This is a genomic window from Amycolatopsis sp. NPDC049253 (assembly GCF_040678995.1).
Classification (GTDB): domain Bacteria; phylum Actinomycetota; class Actinomycetes; order Mycobacteriales; family Pseudonocardiaceae; genus Amycolatopsis.
This window is the reverse complement of sequence record NZ_JBFAQX010000044.1, coordinates 45,243-58,138: the sequence shown is the minus strand read 5'-3', so window position 1 is coordinate 58,138 and position 12,896 is coordinate 45,243. Positions and strand designations below refer to the sequence as shown.

Annotated in this window: 14 protein-coding genes and 1 pseudogene; 6 read left to right on the top strand and 9 right to left on the bottom strand. The window is 70.9% G+C overall.

The window, feature by feature from the left end; all coding sequences use genetic code 11:
* The 5 genes and pseudogenes from AB0K15_RS45175 to AB0K15_RS45155 all read right to left on the bottom strand — a co-directional run.
* Positions 1-143, bottom strand: a pseudogene (locus AB0K15_RS45175) (sulfate adenylyltransferase small subunit); the annotation flags it as partial.
* Positions 144-154: 11 nt separating this feature from the next.
* Positions 155-850 (bottom strand): phosphoadenylyl-sulfate reductase, encoded by a 696-nt coding sequence (locus AB0K15_RS45170; RefSeq protein ID WP_364066755.1) that lies wholly within the window; start codon positions 848-850, stop codon positions 155-157.
* On the bottom strand, positions 847-1,005 hold the full coding sequence (locus AB0K15_RS45165; protein ID WP_354874043.1) for an Insertion element protein: 159 nt from the start codon (positions 1,003-1,005) through the stop codon (positions 847-849). The genes AB0K15_RS45170 and AB0K15_RS45165 overlap by 4 nt, the downstream gene beginning before the upstream one ends.
* The gene (locus AB0K15_RS45160; protein ID WP_364066753.1) at positions 1,002-2,693 is read right to left on the bottom strand and encodes a nitrite/sulfite reductase; all 1,692 of its coding nucleotides are present in this window, start codon (positions 2,691-2,693) and stop codon (positions 1,002-1,004) included. The genes AB0K15_RS45165 and AB0K15_RS45160 overlap by 4 nt, the downstream gene beginning before the upstream one ends.
* 141 nt (positions 2,694-2,834) lie before the next feature.
* The gene (locus AB0K15_RS45155) at positions 2,835-2,921 is read right to left on the bottom strand and encodes a putative leader peptide (RefSeq protein WP_350540000.1); all 87 of its coding nucleotides are present in this window, start codon (positions 2,919-2,921) and stop codon (positions 2,835-2,837) included.
* A gap of 269 nt (positions 2,922-3,190) precedes the next feature.
* Between AB0K15_RS45155 and hemW the strand changes: the two genes are divergently transcribed.
* Both hemW and AB0K15_RS45145 read left to right on the top strand, forming a co-directional pair.
* Positions 3,191-4,399 carry a radical SAM family heme chaperone HemW gene (hemW, locus tag AB0K15_RS45150; protein WP_364066751.1) on the top strand — a complete coding sequence of 403 codons (1,209 nt, stop codon included), beginning with the start codon at positions 3,191-3,193 and terminating at the stop codon, positions 4,397-4,399.
* Positions 4,400-4,471: 72 nt separating this feature from the next.
* Positions 4,472-5,392 (top strand): NADP-dependent oxidoreductase, encoded by a 921-nt coding sequence (locus tag AB0K15_RS45145; protein ID WP_364066749.1) that lies wholly within the window; start codon positions 4,472-4,474, stop codon positions 5,390-5,392.
* On the opposite strand, the gene AB0K15_RS45140 is transcribed toward AB0K15_RS45145, so the two are convergent.
* Positions 5,382-6,089, bottom strand: a complete 708-nt coding sequence (locus AB0K15_RS45140; protein ID WP_364066747.1) for a TetR/AcrR family transcriptional regulator — start codon at positions 6,087-6,089, stop codon at positions 5,382-5,384. The genes AB0K15_RS45145 and AB0K15_RS45140 overlap by 11 nt on opposite strands.
* Positions 6,090-6,185: 96 nt before the next feature.
* Here AB0K15_RS45140 and AB0K15_RS45135 point away from each other — a divergent pair, with 96 nt between their 5' ends.
* The 4 genes from AB0K15_RS45135 (at position 6,186) to AB0K15_RS45120 (ending at position 9,958) form a co-directional block, all read left to right on the top strand.
* Positions 6,186-6,593 (top strand): SgcJ/EcaC family oxidoreductase, encoded by a 408-nt coding sequence (locus AB0K15_RS45135; protein ID WP_364066745.1) that lies wholly within the window; start codon positions 6,186-6,188, stop codon positions 6,591-6,593.
* Positions 6,594-6,629: 36 nt separating this feature from the next.
* Positions 6,630-7,829: an amidohydrolase family protein gene (locus tag AB0K15_RS45130; protein ID WP_364066743.1), complete on the top strand. Its 1,200-nt coding sequence runs from the start codon at positions 6,630-6,632 to the stop codon at positions 7,827-7,829.
* An 82-nt stretch (positions 7,830-7,911) separates the two neighbouring features.
* A complete protein-coding gene (locus AB0K15_RS45125; RefSeq protein ID WP_364066741.1) occupies positions 7,912-8,727 on the top strand; it encodes a siderophore-interacting protein in 816 nt (271 codons plus the stop codon).
* A gap of 10 nt (positions 8,728-8,737) precedes the next feature.
* Complete coding sequence (locus AB0K15_RS45120) at positions 8,738-9,958, top strand: serine hydrolase domain-containing protein (protein WP_364066739.1); 1,221 nt, start codon at positions 8,738-8,740, stop codon at positions 9,956-9,958.
* Between the two features lie 45 nt (positions 9,959-10,003).
* Here AB0K15_RS45120 and AB0K15_RS45115 read toward each other — a convergent pair whose 3' ends face one another.
* From AB0K15_RS45115 to AB0K15_RS45105, 3 genes are all read right to left on the bottom strand, one after another.
* Complete coding sequence (locus AB0K15_RS45115) at positions 10,004-11,227, bottom strand: glycoside hydrolase family 71/99-like protein (RefSeq protein ID WP_364066737.1); 1,224 nt, start codon at positions 11,225-11,227, stop codon at positions 10,004-10,006.
* Between the two features lie 109 nt (positions 11,228-11,336).
* A complete protein-coding gene (locus AB0K15_RS45110) occupies positions 11,337-11,852 on the bottom strand; it encodes a pyridoxamine 5'-phosphate oxidase family protein (protein ID WP_364066735.1) in 516 nt (171 codons plus the stop codon).
* A gap of 38 nt (positions 11,853-11,890) precedes the next feature.
* Positions 11,891-12,889, bottom strand: a complete 999-nt coding sequence (locus tag AB0K15_RS45105) for a TIGR03842 family LLM class F420-dependent oxidoreductase (protein ID WP_364066733.1) — start codon at positions 12,887-12,889, stop codon at positions 11,891-11,893.
* Positions 12,890-12,896 lie beyond the last annotated feature (7 nt).

Genomic DNA, 12,896 nt, shown 5'->3' with positions numbered 1-12,896 from the left:
AACGTCGAATCCTTACCACCCGAGAACAGAATCACCGGACGGTCGAACTCACCCGCCACCTCACGAAAGATGTGAATGGCCTCGGACTCCAGGGCGGCCAGGTTGTCCGTGGACGCGTCGGCCGCGGGTTCCAGAGTGGTCATCGGTCCCTTCCTCAGCCGTGCAGTCCGCACTCGGTCTTCGACTGGCCGGCCCAGCGGCCGCTGCGCGGGTCCTGCCCGGCCTCGACCTTCGCCGTGCACGGCGCGCAGCCGATGGACAGATAACCCACCGACACCAACGGGTTCTCGAGCACGCCGTGGTCGCGGATGTAGCCGTTGAACTCGTCGTCGGTCCACGCGGCGAGCGGGTTGACCTTCACCAGGCCGTTGCGCTCGTCCCAGGTGACGATCGGAGTGTTCGCGCGGGTCGGCGCGTCCACGCGGCGCACGCCGGTGACCCACGCCGAGTACTTCGCCAGCGTTTCGCGCAGCGGCACGACCTTGCGCAGGAAGCAGCACTGGTTGGGGTCTCGGGCGAACAGGTCCTTGCCGTACTCGGCGTCCTGCTCGGCCACGCTCTGCCCGGCCTGCGCGTTGACGATGGTCACGTCGGGGTACACGGTCTGCACGGCGTCGCGCGTGCCGATCGTTTCGGGGAAGTGGTACCCGGTCTCGAGGAACAGAACGTCCACATCGGACTTGACCTGGGTGGCCAGGTCGATGAGCACGGCGTCCTGCATGTTCGACGCGACGATGAAGTCGTCGCCGAACTGCTCGACCGTCCAGCGCAGGGCTTCCTCCGCCGTGGCCTGCGCCAGCTCTTTCTCCGCGCGTTCGGCCAGGGTCCGGTAGTCAGCTGTGGCCGTCATCCGAGCGTCTCCTCCGGTAGGGACAGTCCGTGGAACTTCACCGAGAACCCGCGCCGGCAGGCACCGCAGAGCCAGCCGCCGTCTTCGGCGGGGCGCAGGTCCTCGTCACCGCAGAACGGGCAATAGTAGGGCACCGCTCGTTCCGTCGAGGTCACTGCAGCAGGCTTTCGTCGGCCCGCCCGACCCACTGCGCGAACCGCTCGCCGGGCTCGCGGCCGTCGAGGTAGGCGCGGACCACGCGCTCGACGTAGTCGACCAGCTCGTCGGCGACGACCTTGTGCCCACGCAGCTTGCGGCCGAAGCCGGCGTCGAGGCCGAGCCCGCCGCCGAGGTGCACCTGGAAACCCTCGACCTGGCGGCCGCCGGCGTCGGTGACGATCTGGCCCTTGAGCCCGATGTCCGCGGTCTGGATGCGGGCGCACGAGTTGGGGCAGCCGTTGAGGTGCACGCTGACGGGGTTTTCCAGATCGCCCTGGACGTCGGCGAGCCGCTTCTCGAGGTCGGTGACCAGCGCCTGCGCGCGGGCCTTCGTCTCGACGATCGCGAGCTTGCAGAACTCGAGCCCGGTGCACGCCATCACGCTGCGCCGCCACGGTGAGGGCTTGGTGTGCAGGCCCTGCTCGGCGAGCTCCGTCTCCAGACCCGGCACCTCGGCCTCGGGCACGTCGAGGACCACGAGCTTCTGCTGCGGAGTCAAGCGCACGCGCGCGGACCCGGCGCGTTCGGCGGCCTTGGCCACGGCCAGCAGCGTCTCGCCGTTCACGCGGCCGGCCACGGGCGCCGCGCCCACGTAGAACCTGCCGTCGACCTGGCGGTGCACGCCGACGTGGTCGATCGGGGCGGGCGGCACGTCGGGCGCGGGGCCGTCGAGCAGCGGGCGCTTGAGGTACTTCTCTTCCAGCACCTCGCGGAACTTCGCCGCACCCCAGTCCTTGACCAGGAACTTGATGCGGGCGCGTGAGCGCAGGCGGCGGTAGCCGTAGTCGCGGAAGACGCTGATCACGCCTTCCCACACGTCCGGCACCTCGTCACGCGGCACCCAGGCGCCGAGGCGCTGGCCGATCATCGGGTTGGTCGACAGGCCGCCGCCCACCCAGACGTCGAAGCCGGGGCCGTGCTCGGGGTGGTTCACGCCGACGAACGCGACGTCGTGGATCTCGTGCGCCACGTCCTGCTGGCCCGAGATCGCGGTCTTGAACTTGCGCGGCAGGTTCGCGTACTGCGGGTCGCCGATGTAGCGGCGCTTGATCTCCTCGATCGCGGGCGTGCCGTCGATGATCTCGTCGGCCGCGATCCCCGCGACGGGCGAGCCCAGGATCACGCGCGGGCTGTCGCCGCACGCCTCCATGGTGGTCATGCCCGCGTTCTCGAGCTTCTGCCAGATCGTGGGGACGTCCTCGATCCGGATCCAGTGGTACTGGATGTTCTGCCGGTCGGTGATGTCCGCGGTGCCGCGCGCGTGCGTCTGCGAGATCTCCGCCAGCACGGCCAGCTGCTGCGTGGTGAGCATGCCGCCGTCGAGACGCACGCGCATCATGAAGTAGCGGGCGTCCAGCTCTTCGGGTTCGAGTGTGGCCGTGCGGCCGCCGTCGATGCCTTCCTTGCGCTGGGTGTAGAGGCCGAACCAGCGGAAGCGGCCGCGCAGGTCACCCGGGTCGATCGAGTCGAAGCCGCCGCGGGCGTAGATGTTCTCGATGCGCGCGCGGGCGTTGAGCGGGTTGTCGTCTTTCTTCGACCGCTCGTTGGGGTTCAGCGGCTCTCGGTAGCCGAGCGCCCACTGTCCCTCGCCGCGCTTCTGCCGCGGGCGGCTCTTCGCGGGGGTTTCGCGCGTGGGTGAGGCCATGAGGAGTCCTCCGGTTAGTGGCTCCGGACGCCGCTGAAGTCGTGCCGCTTCGTGGCGGGCAACGGGGGATCGCGGCGGGTCCGGCGCCTGCGGTCCAGCTTGGGCGGGCTGAGCGTGGTGGGCTGGGTCGGGCGTCGGGAGTCAGCGGACAGGCCGGCAGAGCGCGCTCGCGACCCGCAGAAGGTCGACGTGGCGGCGCGCCACGAGAAGGACACCGGCAGGACTCACCGGCCCAGATAACCACGCGTTCAGAACGTGGTTCAAACGCGTCCGGATGGTGGGAGGGCGTTTGCGGGGGGCTTGCGCGTGGGCCGCCGATGTGGGTGGCGGGCCTCGCTGCCTGCGGTTTTGTGCCGCGGAGGGGGTGCTCCGAGCGGCCGTCCGGGTGCGGGCCGGGCCGGGCCGGGTGCCGGTGAGGTTCGTTCGGCGGCCGAACTTCCGCCCGGGTGGCGCGGGGCCGGGCGAGCACCGGGGCGGCGCGAGGGACAATGGACGTCGTGCCTGACGTAGCCGAGCTGCCTGCCGAGACCGGATTGCCCGAAAGCGCCCTGGAGGGGCTGGGGCGGCGGCCGTTCGGCGTCTACGTGCACGTGCCGTTCTGTGCGACGCGCTGCGGGTACTGCGACTTCAACACCTACACCGCCGGGGAGCTGGGGTCGGCGGCGTCGCCGAGGTCGTGGCTCGACGGACTGCGCCGGGAGCTGGAGCTGGCCGCGCGGGTGCTGGGGGAGCCGCCGGCGGCCGACACGGTGTTCGTGGGCGGGGGTACGCCGTCGCTGCTGGGCGCGGACGGCCTCGCGGAGGTGCTGGACGTCGTGCGCGGCGCGTTCGGGCTGGCGCCGGACGCCGAGGTGACGACCGAGTCCAACCCCGAGTCGACCTCGCCGGAGTTCTTCGAGCGGATCCGGGCAGCCGGGTACACGCGCGTGTCGCTGGGGATGCAGTCGGCGACGCGGCACGTGCTGCAGGTGCTCGACCGCGTGCACACTCCCGGCCGGCCCGTGGACGCCGCGCGCGAGGCGCGGGCCGCCGGCTTCGAGCACGTGAACCTGGACGTGATCTACGGCACGCCCGGCGAGCGCCCGGAGGACCTGCGGGCCTCGCTCGACGCCGTGCTGTCCGCGGGCGTCGACCACGTCTCGGCGTACGCGCTGATCGTGGAGGAGGGCACCGCGCTCGCCCGCCGGGTGCGCCGCGGCGAGCTGCCCGCGCCCGACGACGACGTGCTCGCCACCGACTACGAGATGATCGACTCCGTGCTCTCGGCCGCCGGCCTGCGCTGGTACGAGGTGTCCAACTGGGCCACCGGCGACGCGGCCCGCTGCCGGCACAACCTCGGCTACTGGCAGGGCGGCGACTGGTGGGGCGCGGGCCCCGGCGCGCACAGCCACGTGGGCGGCGTGCGCTGGTGGAACGTCAAGCACCCGGCCAAGTACGCGTCGCTGCTGGCCGAGGGCACCAGCCCGGAAGCCGGCCGTGAACTGCTCACGGAACAGGACCGGCACCTCGAGCGCATCATGCTCGAACTCCGTGTCGCGGAAGGACTCGCGCTCGACGCGCTCGACGCCGCCGGCCTCGCCGAAGCCCGCGCCGCGGCGGCGGAAGGGCTCCTGGAACCGTCCGTTCTGGACAGTCGCGGCCGCGCCGTGCTGACGGACCGCGGGCGGCTGCTCGCCGACGGTGTGGTCCGCCGCCTGGCCGGCTGAATTTTCGCTCAGCGGGCATAAACCCGGCGGATGGTTCGTTGGTCGAAGTATCGACGAGCGAGGGAGTCGCGCATGCCGCAGGCGGTCAGGTACAGCGAACACGGCGGGATCGACGTCCTGCGAGTGGAAGACGTCGCCCGTCCGGTGCCCGGGCCCGGCCAGGTGCTCGTGGAGGTCAGAGCCGCCGGGATCAACCCCGGTGAAGCCGCCATCCGCGAAGGCGTGTTCGCGCAGCAGTTCCCCTCGACGTTCCCGTCCGGGCAGGGCAGTGACCTCGCCGGCGTGGTCGCCGAACTGGGGGCGGACGTCGAAGAGATCCAGGTCGGCGACGAGGTCATCGGCTTCGTGCACACGCGGTCCAGCCAGGCCGAGTTCGTGCTGGTCGAAGCCGAAAACCTGACGCCGAAGCCCAGCGGCGTGTCGTGGGAGACGGCGGGCGGGCTGTTCGTCGCGGGCACCACCGCGTACGCCGCGGTGCGCGCCGTGCACCTGCGTGACGGCGACACGCTCGTGGTGTCCGGCGCGGCGGGCGGGGTCGGCTCCCTGGTCGTGCAGCTGGCGAAGCTCACCGGCGCGACCGTGGTCGGGATCGCGAGCGAGGCCAACCACGCGTGGCTGGAGGAGCAGGACGTGCTCCCGGTGGCCTACGGCGAGGGTCTCGAAGAGCGTGTCCGCGAGGTCACCGGCGGCAAGGTCGACGCGTTCATCGACACCTACGGCGACGGTTACGTAGAGCTGGCGCTGCGCCTGGGTGTCTACACAGGACGGATCGACACCGTGATCGACTTCGCCGCCGCGCAGAAGTACAACGTGAAGACGGACGGCAACATGGCCGCCGCGAGCGCCGAGGTCATGCGCGATCTCGCCGCGCTGGTGGACAAGGGCCTGCTCGAGGTGCCCGTCGCGGCCACGTACCCGCTGGCACGGGTGCAGGACGCCTACCGCGAGCTGGAGCGGCGCCACACGCGCGGCAAGATCGTGCTCAAGCCCTGACGAGGCTCTGCAGTCCGCCCACGAACATCGCGAGGGCGAACTCGAAGCGGTCCTTGCTCGTCTCGCCGGTGAAGAACTGCCCGGACTGCAACAGGTTCGGGAACGCGCCGGCCGGCAGGGACCGCATGTAGTCGGCCATCTGACGGCCGCGTTCGGCGACTTCCGCCTCGTCGTAGTCGCCGAACGTCCAGCTGCTCGCCTCGTAGGCGTAGGCCTTGGCGTACAAGCTCAACGCGTCGCCCGCGAACACCGCCTGCTTCAGATCCAGCCCGCCGGCGCGCAGGATCGCGAGCATCGCCTCGCCTTGGCGCAGCGAGTGGGGTGTGACGGGCACCGGCGTGTTCCACGCGACCTTCGCGATGCCGGGGTAGGCCACCATCGCGCGGACCTGCAACCGCACCTGCTCCTTCACCTGCTCGGCCCAGTTCTCGGGATCCGGCTCCGGCACCGGCACGCCGCCGAGCACGGCGTCGAGCATGAGCTCGTCGAGCTCCTCTTTGTTGGCCACGTGCGCGTAGAGCGACGCAGGCCCGGTCTCCAGCTGCTGCGCGATCCGGCGCATCGACACGGCCTCGAAGCCCTCGGCGGCCAGCATCTCCAGCGCCGTCTTCACCACCAGATCCCGTGACAGCAGCGGCTTTTCGGCGCGCCGGCGGGGGCTCGGGCCACGGCGCCACGGCGGGGGCGGGACGGTCATGGGCTGCAGCCTAGACGAATCGGGCCTTGACTCGAACGGTGTTCGCCGATAGAACAGTGTTCGTTGGAACGAACACTGTTCGACAAGGAGCTCGCCATGACTCAGCAGGAAGAAGTCCTCGCCGTGCTCAGCCGGCTCGCAGACGCCTGGAACAGCGGTGATGCCGCCGCGTACGCGAGCTTGTTCACCGAGGACGCCGACTATGTGACGTTCTTCGGGATGCGGCTGCCCGGCCGCGAGCTGATCGAGAGCTCGCACCGCGCGTTGTTCGAGGGACCGCTGCGGGGTTCGACGATCGGGGGCCCCGGCGACGCGTCGGTGCGCTTCCCTCGCGAGGGCGTTGCGATCGTCGTCTCGGGCGGCGGTTCGGCGCTGGACGGGGGTGACGCCGTGGCCCAGGGGCGGGAGAGCACGGTGACGTTCGTGCTGGTCCGCTCGGAAACGGGCTGGCTGATCACGGCGTTCCAGAACACCCGCGTGAGCGATCCGCGCGCCGCGGCGTGATCCGTTCTGCCGGAGCTCCGCGCTACGGTTCGTCCCGTGTTGATCCGTGATGTCCGCCCCTGGGGTGGTGAGCGCAGCGACGTCGAGCTCGCCGGCGACCGGATCGCGGCGGTCCGCCCGCACGACCCGGCGCCTGTGCCCGATGCGATCGAAGGCCGGGGCCGGCTGCTGTTCCCGTCGTTCAGCGACGTCCACGTACACCTGGACTCGACGCGGATCGGCTTGCCGTTCCGTCCCCACACCGGCGGCCCCGGCGTGTGGGCGATGATGACCAACGACCGCGAGAACTGGCGGTCGGCGGAGGTGCCGCTGCCGGAGCGGGCGGCGGGCACGCTGGAGCGGATGATCGCGCACGGCACCACGCGGGTCCGCAGCTACGCCCAGGTCGACGTCGACTGCGGGCTGGAGAAGCTCGACGCCGTGCTGGCCGCGAAGGAGAAGTTCGCGGACCGGGCCGAGGTGCACGTGATGGCGTTCGCCCAGGCGGGGATCCTCCGTGAACCGGGCACGCTGGACGTCCTGGACGCGGCCCTGCGGTCCGGCGCGACGGTGATCGGCGGCATCGATCCGTGCACGCTGGACCGCGACCCGAAGGGGCACCTGGACGCGGTGTTCGGCCTGGCGGAGAAGCACCAGGTCGAGGTGGACATCCACCTGCACGAGCCGGGCCACCTCGGCCTGTTCTCGACCGACCTGGTGCTCGAGCGCATCCGGGCGCTGGACCTGCGCGGCAAGGTGACGATGTCGCACGCGTACGACCTGGGCTCGATCTCCGAGTCGGTGAGCCGCCGGGTGATCGACGACTTCGCCGAGCTGGACGTCGCGATGACCACGGTGGCGCCGTCATCCGCCGGGCAGCTTTCCTTGCTGGACCTCGTTTCCGCCGGCGTGCGGATCGGCCTGGGGGAGGACGGGCAGCGCGACTACTGGAGCCCGTACGGCAACTGCGACCTGCTGGACCGGACGTGGCAGCTGGCGTTCACCCGCGGGTTCCGCCGGGACGAGCACATCGAGCTGGCCTTGGCGGTGGCGACCACGGGCGGGGCCTCGATCATGAGCCACGACGTGCCCCGCCTGGCCGGGGTGGCGGACCGTCCGGGGCTCGCGGCGGGCGACCGGGCGGACCTCGTCCTGGTGGACGGGGAGACGCCGACGAGCGCGGTGATGGACCGCGGCCGGGACCGGACGGTCCTGCACGACGGCGTGGTCGTGTCCGACGGTCTCGCCGTGGTCTGACCGGTGCCGCTAGGCGGGACGGGGGACGGGCGCGTACGGTAGGAGCCAGATTAGGCAAGCCTTAGTGAATGGGTGGTGTCCGATGGCCGATGCTCCGGCGCGCAAGGGGAACCCGGGCGTGCGCTTGTCGGTTCTGCGCAAGGAGAACCTGACCCCGCACATGATCCGGATCGTGGCCGGGGGCGAAGGCCTGCGCGATTTCACGCCCAACGCGTTCACCGACGCGTACGTGAAAGTGATCTTCAAGGTGCCGGGCGTCGAATACCCGGAGCCCTTCGACCTGCAGCGCATCCGCGCGGAGTTCCCGCGCGAGCAGTGCCCGCGGATGCGCTCGTACACCGTGCGGTCCTACGACGAAGCGGCCGGCGAGCTCGTGCTCGACTTCGTGGTGCACGGCGACGAGGGGCTGGCCGGCCCGTGGGCGATGCGGGCGCAGCCGGGCGACGAGCTGCTGCTCGCGGGCCCTGGCGGCGTGTACGCGCCGCGCGCCGACGCGGGCTGGCACCTGCTCGTGGGCGACGAGGCCGCGTTGCCGGCCATCGCCGCGTCGCTGGAGGTCATGCCGGCCGGCGCGCGGGCGCACGTGTTCCTGCTCGTGTCCGACGCCTCGGAGGAGCAGCCGCTGGTGACGAAGGCCGACGCGCAGATCACGTGGCTGCACCGGTCGGCTGGTGCGGACCTCGCGGCCGAGGTGAAGGCGCTGCCGTGGCCGGGTGAGGACGTGCACGCGTTCGTCCACGGCGAGGCCGGCTTCGTGCGCGAGCTGCGGCGGTATCTCTTCGCCGAGCGCGGCGTTGCGAAGGAGTCGGTGTCGATCTCCGGCTACTGGCGCGAGGGCAAGAACGACGAGGCGTGGCGCGAGGAGAAGGCGGCCGAGCGGGCGCGCGAAAGGGCGTAATGTCGCCGGCATGAACGTGGAGACCGACCCGGCTTCGGCGGGGTTCGACGCTGACCGTCTGAAGCGGATCGACCGGCATTTCGACGCCTATGTGGACGACGGGCGGCTGCCCGGTTACCTCGCGGTGGTGAGCAGGCACGGACGCGTCGTCCACGTCGCTTCCCACGGCAAGCGGGACGTCGAGTCGGGCGCCCCCGTGGACCACGACACCATCTGGCGCATCTTCTCGATGACCAAGCCGATCACCTCGGTGGCGGCGATGACCTTCGTCGAAGAGGGCGTGATCGACCTCAACGACCCGATTTCCCGCTGGCTGCCGGAGTTCGCGGCGCCGCAGGTGTACGTGAAAGGCTCGGCGCTGAGCCCGGTGACGGTGCCCGCGACCGAGCCCATCCGCCTGTGGCACCTGCTCACCCACGCCAGCGGCCTCACCTACGGCTTCCACCACACGCACCCCGTCGACACGATCTATCGCGCCGCGGGCTTCGAGTGGGGCACCCCGCCGGGTCTGGACCTCGCCGCCTGCAGCCGCGCGCTGGCGGAGCTCCCCCTCGTCTTCCAGCCGGGCAGCGAGTGGAACTACTCCGTGTCGACGGACGTCCTCGGCCGGCTGGTGGAGGTCCTCGCGGGCAAGCCCCTGGACGAGGTCTTCGCGGAGCGGATCTTCGGGCCCCTGGGCATGACGGACACCGGCTTCTTCACGAAGGACACGGACCGCCTGGCGGCCCTGTACGTCGCGCATCCGCGGACCAAGCTGCCCACCCGCAACGAGGCTTTTGGCTCCATCGGCGTTGCCCGGCCCGACTCGTTCTCGGGCGGTGGCGGGCTGGTCTCGACCGCGGCCGACTACCACCGCTTCACGCAGATGCTGCTGCGCGGCGGTTCGCTGGACGGCGCCCGCATCCTGGGGCCGCGCACGGTCGACCTCATGGCGAGCAACCACCTGCCGGGCCACGTGGACCTGGAGGCCTTCGGGCGGCCGCTGTTCGCGGAGATGCCCTTCGACGGCTTCGGCTTCGGCCTGGGCTTCTCCGTCCTGGAAGACCCGGTCAAGGCCAAAACCCTCTCCAGTCCCGGCGAATACGCCTGGGGTGGCGCCGCGTCGACGGCGTTCTGGGTGGACCCGGTGGAGGACCTGACGGTGGCGTTCTACACGCAGCTGCTCCCGTCGAGCACGCATCCGATCCGGCAGCAGCTGCGGCAGCTGGTGTATCAAGCGATCGTCGACTGAGACTGTCAGGCGGTGCGCCTTTCCGGGCGCACCGCCTGCTTCGTCTCACCCGGCCGGTGAGGTCGGACGGTTCGGGGTCAACGCGATCTCCCCGCGCAGCATGCGGCCGCCGTCGCCGGTGAGGCGGAGGTAGTAGTCCGAGGTGCAGTGGGTGCCATCTTCGTCGAGGGCCCACAGACCGGAGCCGGTGGGGACCATGGAGGCGTCTTCGGCGGTCTTGGCGATCTGGTTGCCCTCGTTGTACTCGTCGAACATCGAGATGTAGATGCCCTGGGCGCCGGCGCGGATCATGTTGTAGAACTGACGCCACATGAAGTCGCCGTGGGCGCGTTGGCGGGCCTGGGTGTCGCCGGGCAGGACGCAGGGCTGGTAGTCGATGCTGTGGGCGGCGCAGTCGGCCTGGTCGCCGACGGTGATGGTGGTGTAGACGTCGTCGGAGTCGCCCGCGTTGCCGATCGCGCCGACCATCCAGGGCGAGAGCGCGTCGAACGCGTGGTACACCTCCGAAAACCCGGCGCGGGTCCCGGAACCGCCGACGCGCCATTCGCGCGGCACGCCGCCGATCACGTAGCAGCCCTGGCCCTTGAACCAGTTCACCACGTCGAGGCACGTGCCGGCGTCCCACGGGTGGTTGCCGTCGTTGAAGCCGAAGCCCCAGATGCAGACGACGGGCTTGCCGTTCTGCCGGGCGTACGCGCTCGACGCCGTGTGCGCCGACATTTTCGCCGTCCAGTCGGCCTTGATCTCCTGCTGCATCGAGGCCCAGCCGGTGACGTCGTACATGAGGTAGAACTTCCGGCCGTACGCCTCGGCAGCGCTGCGTACCTTCTGCGCCATGGCATCCCGCGTCGGTCCCTCACCGCCGGTCGGGTTGAACCGCTGCAGGGCCGCGGTGTCGATGCCGTACTGGCGCAGCCACGAGAAATGCGTGTCCACGGTCTGCTGGTCGTAGGAGGAGAACAGGCTCGCCGGCCGGCCGTCGCCCAGATTCGCGTATGCGCTCGGATACGTCCGCTGGTAGTCGCGCACGTCGGGCCACGACTTGATCCCCGTGTTGGACGGCGAAGGCGCCTGGCCCCAGTCTTGGCTCCAGTGCCACCAGCCGTTGATCGGCGCACCGTCGCCGGCGCAGGCGAACCAGCCCTGGTAGCCGACGGTGATCTTGCCGACCACGTCACCGGGCGGGCTCGCGGCCGCCACCCCGGTCACCGAAGGCCACGCGGCGGCCGCGGCGGCGAGCGAAAAGAAGGTACGACGGGACACGCCCATGGGGAAGCTCCTCGATGCACGGGACAGGAGGTGGCGGCCTCGGGCGAGGATACGAATCTTTCACGCGTTTGTATAGCGGGCAGAGACTTTCCATCGATTTGCCGCGAGGTCACGCGGCGAAGTCCCACCGGGTCGCGCCGTGGGGTTCGGTCGTGGCGACGCCCACGGCGGTGTGCAGGGTCAGCGCGTAGACGTGCCACGGCGCCGGCCCCGCGCTGGGCGCGCTGTAGGGCGCGGTGAAGGCGTCGCCGGCCACGGTCGCGGGCCAGCCGCCCGAGCGGTACACCGCGGCGAGGCGGTCCAGGGCAGCCGAATCCGTCACGCGGGCGGCGGTGCCCTCCAACGTCAGGTCCACGCCGGACAGTCGCACGCCGATGCTGCACCACGGGTTCGCCGCGAGCAGGCGTGCCTTCAGGGTGCCCGGGCCGCTGGTGAAATACAGCGCGTTCGAGTCCCAGACGGCGCCCACCCCGGCCGCGTGGGGGCGGCCGTCGGGGCGGACGGTGGTGAGGAAGAAGGTCAGGTCGGCGGTGGGCGAAGGGATGAGGGCGTCGCGGGCGCGGCTCCAGGGGAGTTCGGCGTGGCCGTAGATGTCCAGGTTTCGGGTGCGAGTGGGTTCAGTCATGTCAACGCGTCGAACGGCGGCACCGGGAATCGACAGCCCTAAGCGGTGAGTTTGCCGACGACCTGCCCGCCGTACGCGGCCAGCGTCTGCTCGCGTTCGTCGTGCATCAGGTACAGGGCGAACTGGTTCACGCCCAGCTCCGCGAGCTCCTGCAGGCGCGCGATGTGCGCGGGGGCGGGCCCGAGCAGGCAGAACCGGTCGACGATCTCGTCCGGCACGAAGTCCGTGGACGGGTTGCCGGCGCGGCCGTGGTGGCTGTAGTCGTAGCCGGTGCGGGCGCGGATGTAGTCGGTGAGCTCGTGCGGCACCGGGCCCGAGTCGCCGTAGCGCGCCACCAGGTCCGCGACGTGGTTGCCGACCATGCCGCCGAACCAGCGCAGCTGTTCGCGCTGGTGGGCGAGGTCTTCGCCGACGTAGGCGGGCGCCGCCACGCAGATCGTGATGCCACCCGGGTCGCGGCCGGCGGCGCGCGCGGCCTCCCGCACCGCGCCGATCGTCCAGCGCGCGATGGCCGGGTCGGCGCACTGCAGGATGAAGCCGTCGGCGTGCTCGCCCACCGTCTTCAGCGCCTTCGGCCCGTACCCGGCCATCCACATCTCCAGCCGCCCGTTGCGCACCCACGGGATGCGCACGGCCGTGTCGTTCATCGTGACCTCGCGCCCCTCGGCGAGGTCACGCACCACGCGCATGCAGTCGCGCACCGTGGCCAAAGTGGACGGTGGGTTCCCGACGACCCGGTGCGCCGAGTCGCCGCGGCCGATGCCGCACACCGTGCGGTTGCCGTACATGTCGTTGAGCGTGGCGAAGGTCGACGCCATCACCGACCAGTCGCGCGTGGCCGGCGAGGTGACCATCGGCCCCACCACCAGCGACGACGTCTCCGCCAGGATCCGCGAGTAGATCACGAACGGTTCCTGCCACAGCACACACGAGTCGAACGTCCAGCCGTACCGGAACCCCTGGTCCTCGGCGGCCTCCATCAGCCGCACGACGTCCGACGCCGGCGGGTCCGTCTGCAGCACGATCCCGAAATCCACGACGCAC